Source organism: Bacteroidota bacterium, assembly GCA_017303905.1.
In the GTDB taxonomy this organism is placed as follows: Bacteria; Bacteroidota; Bacteroidia; order B-17B0; family Aurantibacillaceae; genus JAHEYG01.
Genome location: JAFLBH010000002.1, coordinates 296,968 through 321,945, shown reverse-complemented (window position 1 = coordinate 321,945; position 24,978 = coordinate 296,968). Strand labels below are relative to the sequence as shown.

Sequence of the window (24,978 nt, the reverse complement as noted above, 5' to 3'; positions counted from 1 at the left end):
CAATTAGGCTTTATAGTTTAAGTTACCTTTCAGGTGTACAAGTTGTAACACCGTTTCAATGAATTTAAGTTTGTATTCCGCTAACTTAAGCTCAGTTTCCAGCCATTTATTTTCACGCATATTCAATAGAAACAAGGAGCTTTCTCCATTATCAAATTTTAATTTTTCAGCTTCCAAAAGTCGTTTGCTGAGCGCCACATTTTTGGCCGCGTTATTAATTTGCTCCGTAATAACTGTGAGTGCTTTAACAGTAAAATTAATTTTATTGTTGAGCTCATTGCTTTTTGTCTCCGTTTCCAATTTGGCATTTAAAACATCTAAGCCGGCTATTTTATATTCGTTTCTTGGTGTTCTTAAAAAAAGCGGAAAGGAAAGGGTAGCGCCCCATCTGTAATTATTGCTTGTTAATTGGGGATTAAAGGCACCGTTATCGTTTGTGAGAAAATTGTATTTAACGTCTAATTGTGGTTTTATCATCTCGGCTTTTAAACGTTTATCTATTTTTAAAATATTTTGCTTGATTTTATATTGTTGAATGATGGGGTTGTTAATACTATCAATATTCAATTCACGCACCATGATGTTTTTATATACTTCAAATAATTGATCGAGAGAGTCGGGTGTGAAATCAAATTGTAAATCGGTATTACCGTTTTGAAACCAGTTAAATGAATTCACCGATGCTTTTTTCTTTCTGTTTTCGATTTCAAGGGCTTGTAATTCAAGAACGCGACTTTGATAAATGATAGACGCTTCAACCGTGTCAATAAATGGTTTTTCGCCAATTTGCGCCAAGGCGCTAATACCGTTATTTCTGATTTGAGCGAGTTGAATAAAATACCTGTAGATGGTAAGTTGTTTATTCACAAAACTTAATTCACTGTACGCATTAATCGCGTTAAATAAAACATCATTCACAATTTCATTTCTCTCCGCTTTACCATAATCGATGTATTCACGTGCTTTTAATACGCCGGCACGTCGTTTATCAAAAAACATACCTTGCAAGAGTGCCGCCTCAAAGCCAACAAATGGTAAACCATACGAACTGGTTTTTGATTCCGGATTTAAATAAATACCATCACCAAACTCATAACCCGCTTTTAAATATTGTGAAGTAAAAAGTGGTTGTTTTATTTCTGAATTTAAAACCGAATAGTAGTTATTTCCATCAAAATATTTATTGTTGTAATCGGCTTTAATAAACGGATCATACTGACCTCTTTGCGCTTTTAAATTTAATTTAGCCTGATGGATGAGATTGTCGGCACGCTGTACCAGAGGATAATTCTCTTCTATATTACTAATGTATTGTTTAAGGCTTAAGCCTGATGGCATCATCGAACTCTGTCCCATTATTAAACCATGGCAAAATACTAGTAGAAGAGTTATGTGTTTTAGGTTTGCCATTTTATTTAGTTCCTTTTGAATTTTTAGCTGTTTTTGTTTCTTGATAAAACTCAGGCGGAAAACCATTCACCTTTCGCCATAATTCATAGATAAGCGGAACATCCTTTAATAAAGCAAAGCCTTTTACACCACCACCAATTTGAATAGCGTCAGGCCATTTCTCTCCCTTTTTATTTACGGCAAGAACTCTGAATTTTCCATTATCACTAATGGTTTTATCAATTGCTGTTACTTCTGCGCTAAAAGTTCCAAAACTAACACCCGGCCATCCGCTAAATACAAATGCCGGCCAACCGTCAAATATCACTTGTACATTTTGTCCTTTACGCATTAACGGTAAATCAATTGGATCGACATATAATTCAATGCTTTGTTCTTTGCTCTCCGGAACAATACTGCATATAGGTGAACCTTCTTTAATAACTTCTCCAACTCCTTGCGAAAAAGTTTTTGTAATAAATCCGGTTTGTGGCGCTAATACGTAGTAATAAGTTTGTCTCACCGAATAATTCGCTAATTGTCCTTGCATTTTGGTTAAGGTCGCTTCCGCATCGTATAAAGCAGACATACTCGAAAATTTATCCGACTCGGCTTTCATTAATTTTTCATTGTAATCTTGTCTTACCGAATTAAGTTCAAGTTCAATGTTTAATAATTCGTTTTTACTGTTAATGAATTTGTTTTCGCTGTCAATTTTTTTAGCTAAGGCATCCTGTACTTTTACTTTTCTGTTTTCAAGATCTGTTTTTGAAATTACTCCTTTGTTTAATAAATCCTCATAGCGTTTAAATTGTTCTTCGGCAACCTTATAGTTATTAGCGCTGCTAATCATTTCGGCACTGTCGCTGGCTAATTTATTTTTTCCTTGTAAGAATTTATTTTTAATCTGTTCTGTTTTTAGTTTTAGATTAGAAGTTAAGGCGTCAACCTGTAAATCGATGGCGTTAATTTTCTGTTCATAGGACACAATCGATGATTCTTTGGCTTTAATTTGACTTTCGGAACGACTAATGAGTTGCGGATCGAAATACTCATCTTTTACTTCTGAAATGAAGGCAATGGTATCGTTTTGCTTTACATAATCACCTTCATTTACAAACCATTTTTCAATTCGACCAGCAATGCGTGAATTAATTGTTTGCGGTCTGTTTTCCGGATTCAATGTTGTTACTTTTCCGTTTGCTTCAATGTTTTGTGTCCACGGAAAAAACAATAAACCAAGCGCAGTAAATAAAACCGTATAAGAAAGCGCTTTAATTGCTTTCGAATATTTATGGCGGTATATTTTTTGAAATACGGGTTCGCTGATGCGGGCATTATTTAAAAAAGAAGAGGAGGGTTGTGCTTCAAAAATTTCTTCCACTTTATAAAGCGCGGTAATTAAATCATATACGGTGCTTAAGTTGGTCACCAGTTTCTCAACCGAATTTATCACAAGCAACACAATGATTTCGGAGGCTACAAATTGTCCGATATTCAATTCGCCTGTTTGAACCAAAAATGCACCAACGAATAAAAGAATGCTCACGAAAATGGTTTTAAATGTTAAGATAACTTTGTATTGAGTTTCTAATACTTTGTAATGTAATTGTCTGTTAACAAGGTATTCGTCTAACTCCTGCTGCGCTTTAATTTGATTTTCCGGAGACACTATGGATTGACAATAACTTGCAAATTGATTTCCCAGGTTATATTTGTTTTTAGATGTTTTAATACTCGTATCTACCGCTTTCTGTCCGTAATTTTTCAAAATAAGATAGAAAGAAATAGTCATGATGAAACTAAAAATGAGGAACCAAGAGCTGTAAGCAGGTAAAATAATTAAACCGAATAAAATACTTATAACTGCAAATGAAAACTCAAGTAATATTTTACTGATTCCTTTTTGAAGTGTTACCACCTCGAAGAATTGATTAATCTTACTTGTAATATGTGTACCTCTTTCTTTTTCGCCAAGCAAATGGGTGATTTTTTCGGATAAGGAAGCAAAGATCTTTTCATGAAGGGTTTCGTTAATACGCATTTGCCATAATTGAAATAATCCGGCAAAAAGAACAGCCAAAATGGTAATGCCTGCTAATAATATTAATGAGGCTGAGAATTGTCCCGCCATTGTGTAAGTAATAATACCTTGAATACCCAAGGGGATGATGAGATACATAGCACCCTGCAGCGTGGCTAAAAGGTAAATTCGGTACAGTGTTTCCCTTTCATTAAAGAACCATTTATATATTAATTGAATCGGCTTCATTTTCATAATTTATGCATCAAAGATAGTAATAATTGTTAAAAAGATAGTATTACTATCATATAAAGTAGTATTATTTAAGATTTTTTATACATTTGTACCATCATAACAATATTATGGAGTTCTCTGTTCATATAAAAATGAATGAAAAGTTATTTTTACGCGACCCCGAACAATCGGAACTGGGCCGTAAAATACTTAAGCATGGTCTCGAGCTTATTAATAAGCTTGGGTTCGAAGAGTTTACCTTTAAAAAACTGGCGGTTGCCATTAATACAACAGAGGCCGGTATCTACCGTTATTTTGAAAATAAACACCGCCTCCTGATTTATTTAATGACTTTTTATTGGAGTTATCTCGAATATAAGATTGTTTTCTCCATCAATAATCTCACTTCTCCTGAGAAAAAATTAAAGAAAGCCATCGAATTATTGGTGATTGAAGGGGATGATGCGGAAGTGCCTGACTATTTAAGCGTAAAAAGATTGCAACAACTTGTTATGTGGGAAGGCTCTAAAGCGTACTTAACCCGACACGTAAGCAGCGATAATAAAGACCGATTGTTTAAACCTTATAAAGATTTGTGCGCACGTCTGTCAGATTTGATTTTAAGTTACAGTCCTAAATACAAATTCCCGCATTCATTAGCCAGTACGGTGGTGGAAATGGCTCACGCGCAAAAATTCTTTAAAAATAATCTGCCTGCTTTAACAGATTTTCCAAATGAAAAGGAGGATAAAAAACTGATAGTATTCCTGGAGAACCTTTTGTTTTCAACTATAAGCACAAAATAATTTTACGGAAGTTTAAACTCCATTTTACTGTCCGGATTGCTCACTTTACTGCTTTCTTTATAATTGTCTACTTCAACATGAACAATATTTATCTGCTCTTTCAGAAAATCATACAATAAAGTGGTTTCAATTTTCAAATTTTTCGGTTTAGCGATTTTTTCAATTTCCAAATACGTCCAAATGCAGTCTTCTTCTTTTTCATAACCTAAATATTTTAGGCTACAAGCTTTACCATCGATTGAAATTTTAAGCCTCTTACTAATATATTCCGCTAATTGTTTGTCAACTTCTTTTTTATCTTTTGGGTTTAATAGGTCGGTAGTTTTTCCTGAACTTCTTTTAATGGCATCTTCCAAATCATTGGTAAACATTTTGCAGGAAATAGCCATACTTTTTTCGGCTGTATTGTATTTTAATTCAGTTACACTTAAATAGTACGGATGCATCAACATCCAATAGTATAAAAAAATACTTTTTATAAGAGCCATTTTTTATTTACTGTTATACATTGTAAATTTAGCAAAATGATTAACAACTCCATTTGGTTTAGCACGGGCTTCGAGCATATTTTAGATTGGCATGGTTACGATCATATGTTGTTTATGGCCTTATTAGCACTCTCATACCCTACAACTCAATGGAAAAAACTTTTGGGCTTAATTACCGCATTCACCCTCGGTCATTCTTTAACTTTAGCACTTAGCGTTACCAACCTTATTCATGTTAACCAATCTCTCATTGAGTTTCTGATTGTACTTACTATCGCTGTTACAGCCTTATTTGTACTCCTGAAAAACAAAAATACCCCAAATAGGGGGACGGTAATTTACGTGATAATTTGTTGCTTTGGTTTAGTACACGGAATGGGTTTTTCTTTCCTGCTTAAATCCATGCTGGGGCACCAACAATCTATCGTTATGCCTTTGCTGATGTTTAATTTAGGATTGGAAGTCGGTCAGGTCATTTTTGTGGCAGTATTATTTGGTTTGTTCTTTCTAATGAATAAAAAACTGAGCTCTGTCGAAATGTACTTTAAAACCGGACTTACATCACTTATTTTCGTTGTCGCTTTAATTTTATGTTACTCACGTTTTCTAAATATCCTTCAGGAATGAAAAAAATAACAACGGCTTTGGCCGCATTTGCTTTTTTGTTTTCGCAATCGCAAAACATTCAGAACAATCCAACTTCTAATCACGGCAATAAATTCGAACAGCTTGGTACTATTTTGCAAAGTCCGAACGAATACCGTACTGCTTCCGGTGCACCGGGAACAAAATACTGGCAACAGAAAGCGGATTACGATATCGATGTAACTTTGGATGAGAAAAATCTTACTGTGTTGGGTAGCGAGTGGATTACATATTATAATCAATCACCCGATAAACTCGAATACCTTTGGTTACAGCTCGATGAAAATCAACACGACCCAAATGTGGATGCTAATTATTTTGACGAAAACAAAATTGATCAACCGGTGACGAAAGATGAGTTAAAGGGACTTACCCGCAAACAAACTTTAGTGGAGCTTGGCTTGGGAGATAAAATTTTGGAAGTAACAGATGAGTTGGGAAAACCGCTCAAGTACACAATCAATCAAACCATGATGCGTGTTGATTTACCAAAAGCATTGAATGCAGGCGCAAAAGTTAAGTTCAAAGTAAAATGGAAATATAAAATGAGCAACCGTATGGAAACAGGTGGTCGCGGTGGTTATGAGTTTTTTCCTGAAGACGGCAATCATATTTTTACGTTAACCCAATGGTATCCGCGCATGTGTGTGTATAGCGATTTTCAAGGTTGGCAACACAAACAGTTTACAGGTCGTGGTGAGTTTGCATTGGCTTTCGGAAATTTCAAAGTGAAAATGACAGTTCCTGCCGATCACGTGGTTTGTTCTACCGGCGAAATTCAAAATGCTGCACAGGTTTTAAATGCAACACAAATGCAACGCTGGCAAAAAGCGCAAACATCAACAGACGTGATTGAAGTGGTAACATTAGAGGAGGCAAAATCAGCAGAAAAGAATAAATCAACGGCAACCAAAACCTGGATTTTCAAAGCGGATAGCGTTCGTGATTTCGCTTGGGGATCGTCAAGAAAATTTGTGTGGGACGCTATGCCTGCTTTTGTTGGGAAGCATAAAACCATGTGTATGAGTTTTTATGGAAAGGAAGCGTATCCTTTATACCGTAAGTACTCAACTAAAACGGTAGCACATACCATTAAAACATATTCTAAATACACCATCGATTATCCGTATCCTGTTGCACAAAGTATAGAAGCAGCAAATGGTATGGAATACCCAATGATTTGTTTCAATTTCGGAAGAGCGGAGAAAGATGGTACTTACACCGAAGGAACTAAAAACGGAATGTTACTCGTAATTATCCATGAGGTGGGGCATAACTTTTTCCCAATGATAATTAATAGCGATGAACGTCAGTGGAGCTGGTTGGATGAAGGATTAAATACTTTTGTTCAATTTTTGACAGAGCAGGAGTTTGATCCGAATTTTAATTCACAACGTGGACCTGCGCACAAAATGGTTGATTATATGCGTTTACCTAAAAATCAATTGGAGCCCATCATGACGAATAGCGAGAACATCATTCATTTTGGTCCGAATGCCTATGGTAAACCCGCAACAGCTTTAAACATATTACGTGAAACCGTAATGGGCCGCGAATTATTTGACTTCGCTTTTAAAACCTATTGTACGCGCTGGGCATTTAAGCATCCAACGCCGGCAGATTTTTTCCGTAGCATGGAAGATGCCTCAGCCGTTGATTTAGATTGGTTTTGGAGAGCTTGGTTTTACGATATTACACCGGTAGATATTGCCTTAGATACAGTAAAGGCTTATCGCTTGGAAAATGGAAAACAAATTCCGATGAAAATGGATACAATAAAACATTACCCTGCACCAAAGCAATTTGAGCACATTACAAAAATCCGTAACCGTGAGTCTGGCATGAAGTTTTTAATTGATGTGGATACTACTTTACGCGATTTTTATTATTACTACAAACCTGAACAAACAGTAACGAAAGAAGTGAAAAATCGTTTCGAAAATTTGGAATTAATGCCAGATAGTCAGTTTAATAAGATCAAGAATAATTACGTTTACGAATTAAAATTCAGTAATAAAGGCGGAACTGTGATGCCTATTATTATTAAGTGGAATTATGAAGATGGGACAACGGAAATTGATAGAATTAACGCTTACATATGGCGCAAAAATGAAAACGAAGTCACCAAAACATTCATGAAGCCAAATAAAGTGGTGTCAATTCAATTAGACCCGTATAGAGAGACCTGTGATATCAATGAGAAAAATAACAACTGGAATATAGCAGGAGAACCCGCTAAATTTGATGTGTTTAAAAACAAAGCTGTCATACGCGGACAAAGCACAGGTGAGAATCCGATGCAAAAGGCCAAGCAAAAGTAATTAAGCAGCTTTTAATACTTCTATTTTAATTGTATCTTCGTTATAGCACGGAAATCACCGTGTTAAACGTATGTTATCCAAATTCAACTTATCGGCCATTACTGCGATTGTCATTTGCTTGTCTCAATCTTGCATTAACCACAAGCGTTTAATCAAGGAAGAGGTTGTTTTAAATGATAGTAATTCAGTTACAGGAACTGTATTTTATACCGATTCAACTAAACTTAAATTAAAACGTATTGATGAGTCAACCACGATTGTTAAGTGGAGTGATGTAGACACCATTATTGGAAAAAAGTTCAGTACATTCTTTTTAGGCTTTAATACCGGTATTTATAACTCGCCATATTTTTCAGTGTTCAGAAATGAATCGTATCCGGGTAGTGGTGCGGGCATGCAGTTGAAGTTGGGATGGGGCTTACGCGGAACAAAAATGTATTATTTTCATTATTCCTATAATTCTGCATCACCTTATAATGTAAAGAAGTTTGGATTAGGATTTCAGCGCTATGTTTATGGAAATTACACAACCAAGAGGAATTGCTTTTTTGTAGGTTCCGATTTGAATGCCATGGCCATTCGTTATAATAACGGATTACAATTTACCTTTGAACCATACAGCGGATTTGAACGCAAATTGAACGAACAGCTACGTTTACATGTAAAGCTTGGCATGCAGTTTAATCTCGCGAATAAGAACAATCAAAGCGGCGTAAATTTCAGCGTTGGGTTACATTTCTTAAAGAAGAATTACAAGAAGTACTATACTTCATTAAATAACAATCATCGTTTACCACGTAAATGAAGAGGTTAATCATATACCTGTTTGTGTGTTTCAATCTGAGCTCCTTTGCTCAGATTGGAAGTAATGTGTTTAACGATACCGTTGTTCACGTCATAAAAGTGACAATTGACCTCGAACATTGGTTTGATACTTTAGAGAATGATTTTGATTTGAATTTTGCCAATCCTGATTTGTATCCTGAGGTGTACCGCAAAAGTAATGTGACTTTCGATGGAGTTTCCATTATGAACTGTGGCTTTCGAGAAAAAGGAAATGCCTCTAATTCCATTGCTAATTTTGGTAAAAAGAAACCTTACAAAATAGCCTTCGATGAGTTTAACAACAATCAAACATTTGATGGTTTAAAGAAAATTAACCTGAATAATTTTACTAACGATCCTTCTTTAATGCATGATGCTTTATGTAATAAATTATTCAGAGATGAAGGAATTCCTGCACCGCGTACTTCCTTTGCTCGCTTGTTTGTGAATGAAGAGTATATTGGTTTGTATATTATAATAGAAAATGTAGATAAAACCTTTTTGAAAATGCATTACGGAAGTGCCTTTAATGATGGGAACTTGTACAAAACGGATAGGGGAGCGCAGATGTTTTTGCAATGGTTGGGTAATGACAAACAGGCGTATAAAGACAAAAAGTTTAAACTCAACACCAATGAAACAGCCGACGACTGGACCGGCTTTATCAATTTTGTTGATTTAATAAATAACGATTATTCGTCCGATTTCAGACAAAAATTAGAGGCACGCTTCGATATACATACATATTTAAAAGTTTTGGCAATAGAGAAGTGTGTGAGGAGTTGGGACAGTTATTGGGGTGGAGGAAATAATTTTTATCTCTACGATCATCCCGATGGAAAAATAAGATGGATTCCTTGGGACATGAACGAAACATTTCAGGATATTAAAATCATAAGCGGAACATCCTTGTTAAACGGATATTTAATCCCAACCCCACAGATTAATGACCGACCATTAATCAAACGTATTTTCGATTATGATGATTATAAGAACGAATATTTGGATTTCAGTTGCCGGTTGATTCAAAATAACTTCACCTTAAATCATTTGGGAAAGTACGCCGTAAAGCGCCATGCCCTCATTGATTCTTCCTATAAAACCGATCCGTATAGATATAATTCTTATGAAGATTTTAAATATGCTTTAACGGAAGAAAATAAAGATGAAGTTTCATTAACTAAATCTTCTTTTGTTTTAAGAATACGATATCCCGGTATTTTTCCATTCATCGAAATGCAAAGAGAGTGGGTGGTAGATCAACTGAAAGGCTGGGATAAAACCTGTTCTATTGAAGACAAAGGACTTTATAATTTGACTGTATTTCCTAATCCTTCTTCTGATTACATCAATATTTCGAATGAAACAGGAGGATTTGAATTTGCACAATTTATGCTTTATGATTTTACCGGAAAGCAAATCGTAAAAACTGATTATCAATTAATGGAGTCGTCTTATTATACCTTACAACTTGCTACTCCACCTCCGGGCATTTATTTGTTGATCAAAAAGTCAGCGAGTGGTAAAATTGGTCGAGCCAAAATTGTGATTCAATAATCTTCTGCTAAAAACGAATATTAAAGTAATGCTTTTTAGTGTCTATTACTATGCTTTGGAAATCAGCAAGTTAACTTCTTGTTAAATGAGTGAATAGCCTTGCTGGTTTCCTGCATTTTTTTAATTTTGGATACTCTTTAACTGTCTCCCCCGGTTAACGAAACGACATTAAGAATATGAAGAAAATTTATCTGCTACTTTTTTCAATTGCCGCATTTGTTTCATTTGCACAATTACCAAACTGTAATAATTATTATGCAATGCCCGGAACTACGATGTATGAGAGTTCAACAGGCATTCCTAATACATCGACTTTATCTGCGATTAACGTTCCGGGAGCAGGTTTAGCAATTGGTCCTAATTTCGGTTTTCCTGCGCCAAATCCAACATATTGGACAACCTCTGCCGGAAACTATTGGTACCATAATGGTGCAATTTGGGTTAACACCGGACAATCTGCGGGGGTGGCCGCAGCTGTAAATCCTGGCGCAAGTAAAAATTTCTTATATAATATTGTTGGAGGTAGCGGACAAGTTTGGAGATGGAATGGAACAGGCCCGGCAGTTTTATTGGCTACAATTCCTGCACTAGCCGCGGGCGGACCTTTTGACTTGGTGGGTGATGATCAGGATAATTTTTATTATTTACGTACACAAAACCCTCAAGGATTACATGTTTACAACTCATTGGGAGTTCTAACTTGTTCTTACGCTGTAACAGGTATTGCTACGGCAGGAGCCGGTGGAGGTTTTGCAATCGTTGGAAATACAGTGACTGCCAACAACGGTACCGGTTATTATGTTGGTGTAATTTCAGGCACAACTGTCAACTTTACTTTAACACCTTCTACTTATCCGGCTCCCGGCGATTTCGGTTCTTGTTATTTACGTACTGATTTCCCTGCTACGATTACTGCTACGCCAAACGCTTCCATTAGTTGTACAAATACAATGGTAACGCTAACCACAACAGTTCCTGCTTCCATAACACCTGTAACTTATACTTGGTCAGGTCCCGGAATTATAACATCAGTGAATAATGCTAGCGTGAATGTAACTGCATCCGGTGTTTATACGTGTAACATGACAAGTCCGGGTTGTCCTACAAAATCAGCTAGCATAACTTATACTGTTATTAATGCCGGTTCAGTTATCACTCCTACAGTAACTAAATCAGGAAATTTAACTTGTACAAGTCCAGCCGCTACTTTATCTGTTTTACCTAATACAGCACCCCATACTTACACTTGGACAGGTCCGGGTGTTGTTGGGCCAAATAACTTATCCACCGCAATTGTAAATGCCGCAGGTGTGTATACCGTTATAGTTAGAAATCCGGTTACGGGATGTCTTGGCACCGGCACAATCAGTGTAACCAGTTCAATAGCTCCTCTTACAATTAGTGTTTCACCTGCTAACCCTGTAAAATGTTCTGCAGGTCCCGGAGTTACTTTAACCGCAAGCGGTGCCACGAATTATACGTGGACGCCTTCTGCTACTTTATCCTCTTCAGTGGGAACTTCTGTTATCGCAAACCCAACCGTTACCACCACTTATACCGTTAGGGGAGTGACTGGAGTTTGTACTGGCAGTACGGTAATAACAGTGTCTGTAATACCTTCACCAACCGTTAATGCGAGCGCTACTCCAACATCAGTTTGTGCAGGTTCTCCGGCTACTTTAAGTGCCACGGGAGCTACTACTTATACATGGAATCCCGGTGGATTAACCGGGGCTAACGTAGTGGTGACTCCAACTATTACAACAACTTATACTGTAACGGGTGCTAATGCAACCTGTAGTAATACGAGAACGGTAACACTTGTTGTAAATCCAGGCCCAACACTTACCGCCACCGCAAGTCCGACGAATATCTGTAGTGGAGCGGGAACGACTGTGACATTAACATCAACGGGTGCAGTGAGCTATACCTGGAATCCTGGTGGAGCAACGGGAGCAACAACAACAGTGAGTCCGAGTTCAACAACAGTTTATACAGTAACCGGTGCCAACGCATCAGGATGCCGCAGTACGCGAACCGTTACTGTTCAGGTAACACCAACTCCGACATTAACGGCAGTGAGCAACCCAACAGCAATCTGTGCAGGAAGTTCAGCGACTTTAACATCAACGGGAGCTACAACATATACATGGAACCCTGGTGCATTAACAGGTAGTTCAACGGTGGTGTCACCAACAGTAACAACCACCTATACCGTAACAGGTGCAAACGGTGCTTGTACAAGTACGAGAACCGTTACTTTAATCGTAAATCCAAATCCAACTTTAACAGCGAGTGCATCACCAACCGCTATATGTTCAGGTAACAGCACAACATTAACGGCAAGTGGAGCGGTAACTTATACCTGGATGCCTGGCGCATTGACAGGAGCGACAACTGTAGTAACACCCGGAACAACCACAATTTATACAGTAACCGGTGCAAACGCTTCAGGTTGCCGTAGTACGAGAACCGTTACTGTATCAGTAACTCCAACCCCAACAGTTAACGTAACGGCTAGTCCGACTGCGATCTGTGTTGGAAGCAGTGCAACATTAAGTGCAACCGGTGCAACCAGCTATACCTGGAATCCGGGCGGTTCAACAACATCGAGTATCGTTGTAACACCAACTACAAGTACAACTTATACAGTGAGAGGTGCTACAGGAACTTGTTCAAGTACCAGAACCATCACCTTAATCGTAAATCCAAATCCAACAGTAACAGCAGTGGTAAGTCCGACTGCGATATGTTCCGGTAGCAGTGCTACTTTAACCGGAGGCGGAGCTTTAACATATACCTGGATGCCGGGCTCCTTAACAGGAAGTAATGCTGTGGTGTCACCAACAATAACGACCACATATACCTTAACGGGAGCAAATGCTACCGGTTGCAGAAACACCAGAACAGTAACCTTGGTTGTGAATCCAAATCCAACTTTGACTGCTACAGCAAGTCCGACAAACATTTGTGGTGGAGCAGGAACAACTGTGACATTAACATCAACGGGAGCAGTGAGCTATACCTGGAATCCTGGTGGAGCAACGGGAGCAACAACAACTGTGAGTCCGAGTTCAACAACAGTTTATACAGTAACCGGTGCCAACGCATCAGGATGCCGCAGTACGCGAACCGTTACTGTTCAGGTAACACCAACTCCGACATTAACGGCAGTGAGCAACCCAACAGCAATCTGTGCAGGAAGTTCAGCGACTTTAACATCAACGGGAGCTACAACATATACATGGAACCCTGGTGCATTAACAGGTAGTTCAACGGTGGTGTCACCAACAGTAACAACCACCTATACCGTAACAGGTGCAAACGGTGCTTGTACAAGTACGAGAACCGTTACTTTAATCGTAAATCCAAATCCAACTTTAACAGCGAGTGCATCACCAACCGCTATATGTTCAGGTAACAGCACAACATTAACGGCAAGTGGAGCGGTAACTTATACCTGGATGCCTGGCGCATTGACAGGAGCGACAACTGTAGTAACACCCGGAACAACCACAATTTATACAGTAACCGGTGCAAACGCTTCAGGTTGCCGTAGTACGAGAACCGTTACTGTATCAGTAACTCCAACCCCAACAGTTAACGTAACGGCTAGTCCGACTGCGATCTGTGTTGGAAGCAGTGCAACATTAAGTGCAACCGGTGCAACCAGCTATACCTGGAATCCGGGCGGTTCAACAACATCGAGTATCGTTGTAACACCAACTACAAGTACAACTTATACAGTGAGAGGTGCTACAGGAACTTGTTCAAGTACCAGAACCATCACCTTAATCGTAAATCCAAATCCAACAGTAACAGCAGTGGTAAGTCCGACTGCGATATGTTCCGGTAGCAGTGCTACTTTAACCGGAGGTGGAGCTTTAACATACACCTGGATGCCTGGTTCCTTAACAGGAAGTAACGCAGTGGTGTCACCAACAATTACCACAACCTATACCTTAACAGGAGCAAATGCTACAGGTTGCAGAAACACAAGAACAGTAACCTTGGTTGTGAATCCAAATCCAACATTTACAGCAACAGCAAGTCCGACAAACATTTGTAGTGGAGCAGGAACGACAGTTACCTTAACATCAACAGGAGCAGTGAGCTATACCTGGAATCCTGGTGGAGCTACAGGAGCTACAACAACGGTGAGTCCAAGTTCAACAACAGTTTATACAGTAACCGGTGCCAACGCATCAGGCTGCCGCAGTACGCGAACCGTTACTGTTCAGGTAACACCAACACCAACCTTAACAGCAACAAGCAACCCAACAGCAATTTGTGCAGGAAGTTCAGCTACCTTAACATCAACGGGTGCTACAACATATACATGGAATCCTGGCGCATTAACAGGTAGTTCAACGGTTGTGTCACCAACGGTAACAACCACCTATACTGTAACGGGAGCAAATGGTGCTTGTACAAGTACCAGAACAATTACATTAATCGTAAATCCAAATCCAACTTTAACAGCGAGTGCCTCACCAACCGCTATATGTTCAGGCAACAGCACAACATTAACGGCAAGCGGAGCGGTAACATATACCTGGATGCCTGGTGCATTAACAGGAGCGACAACTGTAGTAACACCTGGAACAACCACAATTTATACAGTAACCGGTGCAAACGCATCAGGCTGCCGCAGTACGAGAACCGTTACTGTACAGGTAACTCCAACCCCAACATTAAACGTAACGGCTAGTCCGACCGCGATATGTGTTGGAAGCAGTGCTACATTAAGTGCAACCGGAGCAACCAGCTATACCTGGAATCCGGGTGGTTCAACAACATCGAGTATCGTTGTAACACCAACTACAAGTACAACTTATACAGTGAGAGGAGCCACAGGAGCTTGTTCAAGTACCAGAACCATCACCTTAATCGTAAATCCAAATCCAACGGTAACAGCAGTGGTAAGTCCTACAGCGATATGTTCCGGCAGCAGTGCTACTTTAACTGGAGGCGGAGCTTTAACATATACCTGGATGCCGGGCTCCTTAACAGGAAGTAATGCTGTGGTGTCACCAACAATAACGACCACATATACCTTAACGGGAGCAAATGCTACAGGTTGCAGAAACACCAGAACAGTAACCTTAGTGGTGAATCAAAATCCAACACTTACAGCAACAGCAAGTCCTACGAATATCTGTAGTGCTTCACTTACAACAGTAACATTAACAGCTACCGGAGCTGTATCTTATTTGTGGTTGCCTGGAGGTATGAGTGGCAGTACAACAACCGTTACTCCAACTTCTACAACAGTTTATACAGTTGTTGGAACAAGCTCTGTAGGTTGTATCAGTAACAGAACTGTCAGTGTTTTAGTCACACCAACTCCTACATTAACAATTACAAGTTCACCAACCGTATTATGTGTTGGTGGATCTGCAACGTTAACAGCAAGTGGAGCTACCGGTTATACTTGGAATCCAGGTGTAAGCACCGGAACTAATGTTGTTGTTTCTCCAACTGTAAGCACAACTTACACTGTAACGGGTGCTAACGGAATTTGTACATCTACTCAAACATTAAACTTAATTGTAAATCCTAATCCAACGATAACAGTAGCAAGTAGTAATTCGGTTGTTTGTTCGGGAAGTAGCGCTACTTTAACAGCAGGAGGCGGGATAACATACACCTGGAATCCGGGAGCACTTACAGGAACGAGTGTGGTAGTGAGTCCGACCGTTAGTACAACTTATACTGTTATTGGCAGTAATGCCTCAGGATGTGTAAGCACAGCAACCACGTCGATTGGTGTGAATGCATTACCAAGTTTAACTACGGTTGCGACACCAAGTGCAATTTGTATTGCAGATACAACCACATTAACCGTAAGCGGTGCACTAACATATACCTGGAATCCGGGTGCAATAACAGGAACAGTTATTACGGTGAGTCCGGGCACCACAACAACTTACACAGTGTTAGGAACCAACGCTAACGGATGTATTGGTGCAAGTACCATCAATGTCAATGTTTCAGCCGTGCCTGTTATTTCAGTTAGCGGAACACCAACATTAATGTGTACATCATCATTAACCAGCGTAACCTTAACAGCAACCGGCGCGACGAATTATTCATGGACGCCGGGAGCGATTACGGGTTCGGTTGCGGTTGTTTCGCCTACAACATCAACTGTATATACTGTTACCGGCAATAATGGCGCTTGTAATGTTACGGCAACGGTTGGCGTGTTAGTGATTAACTGTAACAACACGGTATTCGGATTAACGAAAGCTGCCGGAACACCTGTATTTGTGAACGGAGATTATGAAGTGACCTATACAGTAACTGCTGTGAACGCGTCGACGGTAAGTTTAACAAACATCACGCTTAACGAGAATTTAAATAATACCTTCCCTTTACCAACTACTTATACTTTGGTTGGAACGCCTTCTGTTACATCGATGGGAAGCAGTTTAACCATCAATCCATTGTTTAATGGTTCAACCGATATTAGTTTAACAACACCATCAACAAGTACATTGTTACCATTATGGAAAGACACCATTGTATTTAAAGTGAAAGTAACGCCGAATAAAGTATTTTGTCCTTTTAAGAATACAGTTATTGGATTTGCGACTCAATTCGGCAGTGTAGTGGTGGCGGATAGTTCTAACAATGGATTCATTTGGGATCCGGATGGAGATGGCGACCCAACTAATAATGATACTATGACTGTCGTTTGTTTTGAGGAGTATACTTTGGAAATTCCAACCGGCTTCTCGCCAAATGCGGATGGTGTGAACGATTTATTTGTGATTAAAGGATTAAACGGACGTAAAGTAAAGTTAACTGTGTTTAACCGTTGGGGAAATAAAGTTTATGAGAATCCTGAGTATGATAATACTTGGAATGGAACTGTGAATATTTCTTCCGTGAAGTTTGGTAACGAAAAATTACCGCAGGCGACTTACTTCTATATTGTAGAATTCCTGGATGGAGAAACAGAGCCTGTGACAGGCTATGTAGTATTACAGTACTAGAATCAACTAGAAAATAAAAAAGGCTTCCAACTGGAAGCCTTTTTTATTTGTACGGATAATGATTAATAGAAAGATTTAATAGTTTGAACAATGTAATTAATTTCTTCATCTTTTAATCCCGGATACATTGGCAGGCTTAAGCAGGTTTCCGCGATTTCTTCAGCTAATGGGAAATCTCCCTTTTTAAAATTCATTTCTTTGTAAGCTTCCTGTAAGTGTGGTGGAACAGGGTAGTGGATTAATGTGCCGATTCCGTTTTTAGTTAAATGCTCTTGTAATTCGTTACGTTTTTTTGTGCGGATAACATAGAGATGAAAATTGCTTGTGCATTTTTCAGCTAAATAAGGTAAAATTAAATCACCAACACCCTTTAATTGTGTAGAAAACTTTTCTGCGATGTCATTTCTTTCTTTATTCCAACTATCCATTACCGGAAGTTTAACATCCAATAAAGCAGCTTGTAATTCGTCTAATCGTGAATTGATACCTTTAATTTCGTTATAATATTTTTTTTGTGAGCCGTAGTTGCGAATTACGCATGCTTTTTTGTACAATGCTTCATTATCTGTTGTAATGGCACCGGCATCACCAATGGCGCCTAAATTTTTCCCCGGATAAAAACTGGTAGCATTAATATCACCAAAGCTTCCTGAGATTTTTTCATTGCAATAAGTACCTTGAGCTTGCGCATTATCTTCAATTACATAAAGATTATGTTTTTTTGCAATTGCCATTATTTTATCCATTTCGCATACCTGACCATATAAATGAACAGGAATAATGGCTTTTGTTTTTTTAGTAATGGCTTTTTCTATTAAATCAGGATTGATGTTATAGGTTTTAGGATTCGGTTCAACCGGTACAGGTGTTGCTCCAACATAAGACGCGGCCAGCCAAGTGGCAATGTAAGTATTCGATGGTACGATTACCTCGTCGCCCGGCCCCACGCCTAAAGCTTTTAAAGAAATGATAATTGCATCCAGTCCATTGGCAACACCCGCAGCATATTTTGTTTTAGAATAAGCAGCATAATTTTTTTCGAAGGTAGTTAGGCTATTGCCCATAATATACCAATGGCTGTCGTAAACTTTTTCAAATGCTTTCATCATGTCAGGTTTTACCTGATCGTGCATTTTTTTAAAAGATAAAAAAGGTATTTGCATGTTTAGAACAATTGTAATCAAATATAAGCTCAATTATTTTTTAATAAAAGGATGATTTAAACAAAATGATAAATCATTGATGTTATTATCGGCAGAGAGGAGGTGATAGCGTTAATTATATTTGCACGTAAATAGCTGAATTTATATACTGTAAATGTCTATTAATTAATCTGTTATTTAGAGAGTGAAATTTTATGAATTAGAAGCTTTTTAATATATTTGATTTTCAGTTTCTTAAATGAGAAAATTACAGCTTTTATTTTTACTTTTTTTTGTTCAGGTCACTTTTTCCCAAATTAATTTAAGGAAAGATAAGTGGAATTGGCAATTTGGCAATTCATGTGCTTTAAGTTTTAGTACTGGTGTTCCGATTGGTTATTCGAGTATGATTAATGCTTTTGAGGGAGGCGCTTCAATTAGTAGTTCAACAACGGGTCAATTATTGTTTTATACAGACGGAGCAACTGTATGGACAAGGAACAATACTGTTATGTTAAACGGAACCGGATTGAATGGTGATAATTCTTCTACCCAATCGGCTGTCATTGTACCCTTTCCGAATGATACGAATAAGTATTATATTTTCACTACCGATCAGGGGGGATATGCAGGTCCTAATATTGGCGCTTATTATTCAGTAGTTGACATGACGCTAAATGGAGGTTTGGGAGCTGTAACAATAAAGAACACCTTGCTTTTGTCCGCTCCGGTTACAGAGAAAATTGTTGCTGTTAGGTCATGTAATGGAACTGATTCATGGGTAATAACGCATAAGTTTAATTCAAATGCTTTTTACGCTTTTCCAATCACAATCACTGGTGTTGGGATGCCGGTAATTAGTAATATAGGCTCATTTCACAATAACGGTTCAACATTCTCGTATGAAACTGTAGGATGTATGGCGGCTTCAAACGATGGTAACAAGTTGGCGGTTTCAATTTACGACTTTACAAATTTGCTGGAACTTTTCGATTTTAATCGTGTTACTGGTGTTATCACTAATTCAATTTCAATTAGCACAGCTGACTTAGGTATGACCAAATTTCAACCTTACGGCTTAATTTTTTCGCCCGACAACTCGAAGTTATATGTTACGCATACAGATGAAAATATTACGCTTCAAAAGTCAAGTTTAATTCAATTGGATGTTTCCTTATGGAATAAGGCGGCAATTTTATCTTCCCAATATGTAGTAAATGTTTTGAATAGCAGTTATTTTTATTTCACCCTGGCTCTTGGTCCTGACAATAAAATTTATGCTACAAGGACTGGAAGTTCAAATAAATTTCTTGACGTTGTAAATAATCCTAATGCCGCCGGAGCAGCATGCTCATTTTCATTTAATGCCGTTAATGTTAATCCGGGTGTGCTATTAACCAGGGGCTTGCCTAACTTTATGTCGGAAAATATAAACGTTAGTGCGGTACTTTCCCCAACATCTGTGTGTGCCGGCTTTAATGCAACACTTACCGGCATTGGTGCAAGCAGTTATACATGGAATGGGGGAGCGTTTACGGGAAATTCACTAGTTATTTCACCAACAGTAAGCACTACATATACAGTTACAGGTACAAGTGGAGCATGTGTATCAACTAATACAATTGCTGTTAACGTTTTTAATACACCAAGTATTAGTTTAGCGTATTCACCAAGCGTAGCATGTGCTAGTAGTCCGTATACATTAACAGCCACAGGAGCCTTAAATTACACATGGATGCCGGGTAATATTAGCGGTAATCCAATTGTCGTTACACCAAGTACCACTACTACTTATACCGTACTTGCAACTAATGAGGCATGTAGCACATCCTCTACAATACCGGTTTTAACGAACCCTGTACCAACACTCTCGGTCGCTGTTAGCACTGCCTCTTTGTGTAGCAATTCCGTTTCATCGGTTACCTTAACAGCATCCGGTGCTACTTCTTATACTTGGAATCCTGGAAATTTAAACGGAAATAATCTTGTAGTTAATCCAACATCCACAACCATTTATTCAGTTACAGGAACTAACGCTTTTGGATGCACAGGTACAGAAACCGTTAGTGTTTTAATTATACCAACTCCTACTTTAAATGTACTCGCAAGTCATGCAGCTATTTGTACCGGTGGCTCTGCGACCTTGACTGCAAACGGAGCAGCTAATTATACGTGGACTCCGGGCCCATATTCAAATAGTGTAATTGTTGTTTCTCCAACAACTACAACAACGTATACTTTGCTTGGAGCTAACGGACTTTGTACAAGTACTGAAACGGTATCATTAAATGTAAATCCTGTACCTTCTATAACAGCTAGTGCAAGTACTACTAACATTTGTAGCGCATCTAATTCATCGGTAATATTAACAGGAGGAGGTGGTAATACGTATACATGGAATCCGGGAGGTTTAACAGGTTCAACTGTTGTTGTGAGTCCTACTTCAACAACTAATTATACAGTTACCGGTGAAAATGTTTTTGGATGCAAGAGTACTAATAACGTATCAATTTTTGTATCGCCAACTCCTACATTAAATACATCTTCAAGTGCTTTGATGTTTTGTTCTGCAACAACTGTTACTTTAACAGGTAGCGGTGCTTCGACATATACTTGGAATCCAGGTGGACTCATTGGTTCAACGGTGGCCGTTACACCAACTATATCTACTACCTACACATTAAGTGGTACACTGGGTGTTTGTTCGGACACAAAAACAATTTCCTTAACTGTAAATCCTCGGCCAATTGTTACAGCCTTTTCTAATACTGCGTCTGTTTGTGAGGGTAATAGTGCAACATTAACATCTTCGGGAAATGCAACTATTTATACATGGATGCCTGGCTCTTTGAGCGGTTCAAGCGTTATTGTAACTCCTACAGCAACTATTATTTATACTGTAACCGGGGTTAATTCATTTAACTGTACAAATACAAACACAGTGCAGTTAGGTGTTTTTCCTAATCCAACTGTTATTCCTTTAAGCAGTTCTGGTAATATTTGCAGTTCAAGTAACACTGTAATATTAACAGCTAGTGGGGCAAATAATTATACATGGAGTCCGGGTTCATTAATAGGATCAACAGTTACTGCCAACCCGGTTTCATCAACAGTTTTTACAGTTACCGGAATGAATATTAATGGTTGTATTAATACAAAAACAATTAGTGTATTAGTTACACAAACTCCATCATTGAATTTATCTGCAACACAAAATACCATGTGTGCCGGTACAACAGTTACGCTTACTTCTTTTGGAGCTCCTTCCTATGTCTGGAATCCGGGAATAACAACAGGCAGTGTATTAGTTGTTTCGCCTTCCGGCTCAATTGTTTATACTGTTACCGGATTAAATGGTATTTGCTCAGATACAAAAACAATTTCATTAACGGTTAATCCAATTCCAGTAATCTCAACAACATCAAGCCCGTCTGTACTTTGCGTAGGACAAACAGCATCATTGGCAGCTAGCGGGGCAAATACTTATACTTGGACGCCAGGATTTTTAACAGGTTCTGTGATAACTGTGACGCCTTTGGTATCAACAGTGTATACAGTGCAAGGTGTTAGCGTTGAGGGTTGCTTAGGTGTCACTTCGGTTTCTATAACCGCATCACCTGTACCAACCGTTGTTGCAGTTACTAATCAAACCGTTGTTTGTGAAGGTTCATCGCTACCAATTACATTAACTGCTAATGAGGCTAATACCTATACTTGGATGCCGGGAAGCTTAAGTGGTAGTGTAATTAGTGTGCCTATTTCTTCTTCACAGCAATTTACGGTTATAGGTGGTGTTGGTGATTGTTATTCTTCCACTACAGTATCGGTTACATCAGTGGATTGTAACAAAGTTTTCGGTATAACTAAAGCTGCCGGCACGCCGCAATATAAGAACGGTATTTATGACATAACATTTACTTTAACTGCAGTTAATGCAAGTAGCGTAAATATCACAAATATAGCACTGAATGAAAACCTTAGTTCTGCTTTCCCATTACCAACTACCTTTTCCCTTGTGGGGACGCCAACATTGACTCCGATAAGTAGCGGGCTTGCTATAAATCCCTCTTTTAATGGAACAAGTGATATACAAATAACTAAAGCATCATCCAGTACTCTCTTTGCATTTGCAAGGGATACTATAGTGTTCAAGATGCAGGTAACAGCAAATGGTGTGTTTTGTCCATTTAAAAATACTGTAATTGGCAATGGTACTTATTACAATATATTATCTCTTGCAGATAGTTCTAATAACGGTTTTATCTGGGACGAAGACGGGGATGGAAGTGCACTCGATGATAATATTGTAACTGAGATATGTTTAGAAGAATATACATTGGAGATACCTACAGGTTTTTCTCCTAATTCGGATGGTGTTAATGATTTATTTGTGATTAAGGGATTATATAACACAAAAGTAAATTTATCAGTGTTTAATAGGTGGGGAAACAAAGTATATCAAAAAGATGAGTATGATAATACATGGGATGGAATACCGAATGTTTCATCTTTCAAGTTTGGTGAGGGGAAGTTACCTCAGGGAACATACTTTTATGTTGCAGAGTTTCCGGATGGAGAACATAAACCCGTTACAGGTTATGTAGTTATTCAATACTAATTATTCGGAGAAGCATTGTCCTTTTCAAAACCAAATTTCTCATCAATTACAAAATTTGGTCTGTTACGCGCGGCATCGAATGTGCGGTATAAATATTCACCGATGATTCCTAATGAAATCATAATGAAAGAAGAAACGAATAATAATACAAGCATTAAGGAACTCCATCCTTCCACATTAATACCATTGACAAAGCGGTTGATGATAATGGATGCAGCATAAACCAAAGCTAAAAAACCTAAAACAAACCCAACAACACTAATCATTCTTAATGGTAAATAGGTAAATGCCACAAAACTGTCAATGAAGGTTTTCATCTTTTTAGAGAAGGTCCATCCTGATTTTCCAATTTCGCGTTTACGGCGTGTATACGGAATACTAACGTATTCAAAACCCATCCACATGAAAAGAGTAGGAAGGTGGAAGTTCTTCTCATTCATCTTTACAATCTGATCACGGAGTGCTCTATCGAATAACCATAAATCAAAGCCACCCTTTGGCGCATTTTTTAAAATCCATTTTCTAACCAGGTTGTGATATGTATTAGAGAATAGTTTCGTTAAAAAGGAATCTTCACGGTTTGCTTTTTGCGCTAACACTAACTTATATCCTTTTTGCCAATGTGCATATAATTGAGGAATGAGTTCAGGCGGGTCTTGTAAATCGGCTGATAGAATCACACAACAATCGCCGGTTGCATGACAAATACCGGTAAAACTTGCATTATTTGCACCGAAGTTACGGGCCAGTTTTATGATTTTCACTTTATCAGGATGCGCTTGGTGAACTTTCTTTAATTGTTCCCAAGTGTTGTCTTTTGAACCGTCATCTACAAAAACATATTCAATTTCTGTACCTGCCGGAAAGTTTTTTTCATTCTCCAATAATACCGGAAAAGTAACGGGAATGTTATCGCCGTTAAAATAGCATGGTGTTATGATACTTATTTTAGGCATGGCTCTTAAAAAAACGTTCTAATGCGTTAATGTTTTCGGTTTTGAATCGATAGTGGAACTGCGCATGAATTTTAGCGCCCCAACCTTCTTTCCATTCACACAAACCAATATTAATGTCATTCCCATTGTTATTGGCAGTTCCTAAACCAAAAAACAATTTATCTTTCTGATATAAATGTATTAAATTATTAAATAGTAAATCAATAGCTCCTGAATCGCGGCCGTAATCGTTTGAGGAAATATATTGACAATGAACACATCCGTTAAACTCAAATAATGTTACGCCGGCAACAATTTCATTATTGATATAGGCATTCACTTGTTTTATTTGTTCCGGAAAGCGCGCATGTAATAATGTAATTTCTTCCAAGCTGTGTACTGGCGCTGAACCGAATTTATCCCTCAAGTTCGGAACTAAAATATGGTTCCAGTAAGCCGCGAAATCATTATCAGATTTAATTTCCGTGTTAACCTTTTCTCCTTTTTTTACACTTCTTCTTCTTCTTTCCTGAAACTTAATTTCATTTTTATAATCTATCACAAACGCTGTATCCACTTTGCTAACTTGAGCGTTTAAAATATTCAAAACAAAATGTTCTAAGTCGTTCACCGTTTTGCATAAATAGGAGGGAACTGGTTTATAAACAATTTCAGTAACACCTAATAATGAGAAATAAGAAAAAACTGAATGATAATATTCAATGAGCTTTTTTACATTTCTTCTTTCATTTAAAACCAAACCTCCATAAGTGAGTCCTTGATGGGAAAACACTGTGTTTTCTTTTCTGTTAGCCGGAAAAATTCCAACAAGAGCATCTTCATCATAAAGTAATACGGATACATCCGTAAAGCGATCACTGTGATACTCCATGAAATTACGATTGAACAGAAAATTAGAATTGTCGGCATTGGCCACAAATGTATTCCATTCCTCTTTTAAATCGTTCGTATATGGTTTTACTGCTATCAATTT

13 protein-coding genes are annotated in these 24,978 nt (G+C 38.2%); 7 read left to right on the top strand and 6 right to left on the bottom strand.

The features are described from left to right. Window positions 1-3: 3 nt before the first annotated feature. A complete protein-coding gene (locus tag J0L69_09135) occupies window positions 4-1,356 on the bottom strand; it encodes a TolC family protein (GenBank protein ID MBN8693350.1) in 1,353 nt (450 codons plus the stop codon). Window positions 1,357-1,411: 55 nt separating this feature from the next. Next, complete coding sequence (locus tag J0L69_09130; protein MBN8693349.1) at window positions 1,412-3,667, bottom strand: HlyD family efflux transporter periplasmic adaptor subunit; 2,256 nt, start codon at window positions 3,665-3,667, stop codon at window positions 1,412-1,414. Between the two features lie 107 nt (window positions 3,668-3,774). Between J0L69_09130 and J0L69_09125 the strand changes: the two genes are divergently transcribed. Further along, the gene (locus tag J0L69_09125) at window positions 3,775-4,452 is read left to right on the top strand and encodes a TetR/AcrR family transcriptional regulator (GenBank protein MBN8693348.1); all 678 of its coding nucleotides are present in this window, start codon (window positions 3,775-3,777) and stop codon (window positions 4,450-4,452) included. Window positions 4,453-4,454: 2 nt separating this feature from the next. Here J0L69_09125 and J0L69_09120 read toward each other — a convergent pair whose 3' ends face one another. Continuing rightward, window positions 4,455-4,940, bottom strand: coding sequence for a hypothetical protein (locus J0L69_09120; GenBank protein ID MBN8693347.1), 486 nt, complete (start codon window positions 4,938-4,940; stop codon window positions 4,455-4,457). 36 nt (window positions 4,941-4,976) lie between these two features. Here J0L69_09120 and J0L69_09115 point away from each other — a divergent pair, with 36 nt between their 5' ends. From J0L69_09115 to J0L69_09095, 5 genes are all read left to right on the top strand, one after another. Further along, window positions 4,977-5,567: a HupE/UreJ family protein gene (locus J0L69_09115; protein ID MBN8693346.1), complete on the top strand. Its 591-nt coding sequence runs from the start codon at window positions 4,977-4,979 to the stop codon at window positions 5,565-5,567. Continuing rightward, window positions 5,564-7,906 (top strand): M1 family peptidase, encoded by a 2,343-nt coding sequence (locus tag J0L69_09110; GenBank protein MBN8693345.1) that lies wholly within the window; start codon window positions 5,564-5,566, stop codon window positions 7,904-7,906. The genes J0L69_09115 and J0L69_09110 overlap by 4 nt, the downstream gene beginning before the upstream one ends. 70 nt (window positions 7,907-7,976) lie before the next feature. Beyond that, complete coding sequence (locus J0L69_09105) at window positions 7,977-8,711, top strand: hypothetical protein (GenBank protein ID MBN8693344.1); 735 nt, start codon at window positions 7,977-7,979, stop codon at window positions 8,709-8,711. After that, a complete protein-coding gene (locus J0L69_09100) occupies window positions 8,708-10,288 on the top strand; it encodes a CotH kinase family protein (protein MBN8693343.1) in 1,581 nt (526 codons plus the stop codon). The genes J0L69_09105 and J0L69_09100 overlap by 4 nt, the downstream gene beginning before the upstream one ends. Window positions 10,289-10,464: 176 nt before the next feature. Next, window positions 10,465-17,289 carry a gliding motility-associated C-terminal domain-containing protein gene (locus J0L69_09095; protein MBN8693342.1) on the top strand — a complete coding sequence of 2,275 codons (6,825 nt, stop codon included), beginning with the start codon at window positions 10,465-10,467 and terminating at the stop codon, window positions 17,287-17,289. 62 nt (window positions 17,290-17,351) lie between these two features. Here J0L69_09095 and J0L69_09090 read toward each other — a convergent pair whose 3' ends face one another. Next, window positions 17,352-18,452 carry a DegT/DnrJ/EryC1/StrS family aminotransferase gene (locus J0L69_09090; protein MBN8693341.1) on the bottom strand — a complete coding sequence of 367 codons (1,101 nt, stop codon included), beginning with the start codon at window positions 18,450-18,452 and terminating at the stop codon, window positions 17,352-17,354. Between the two features lie 238 nt (window positions 18,453-18,690). On the opposite strand from J0L69_09090, the gene J0L69_09085 reads away from it, so the two are divergent. Further along, window positions 18,691-23,049 (top strand): gliding motility-associated C-terminal domain-containing protein, encoded by a 4,359-nt coding sequence (locus J0L69_09085; GenBank protein ID MBN8693340.1) that lies wholly within the window; start codon window positions 18,691-18,693, stop codon window positions 23,047-23,049. On the opposite strand, the gene J0L69_09080 is transcribed toward J0L69_09085, so the two are convergent. Continuing rightward, complete coding sequence (locus J0L69_09080; GenBank protein MBN8693339.1) at window positions 23,046-24,005, bottom strand: glycosyltransferase; 960 nt, start codon at window positions 24,003-24,005, stop codon at window positions 23,046-23,048. The genes J0L69_09085 and J0L69_09080 overlap by 4 nt on opposite strands. Next, entirely contained in the window at window positions 23,998-24,975 is a 978-nt protein-coding gene (locus tag J0L69_09075; protein MBN8693338.1) for a GNAT family N-acetyltransferase, read from the bottom strand. The genes J0L69_09080 and J0L69_09075 overlap by 8 nt, the downstream gene beginning before the upstream one ends. Between the last annotated feature and the right edge of the window lie 3 nt (window positions 24,976-24,978).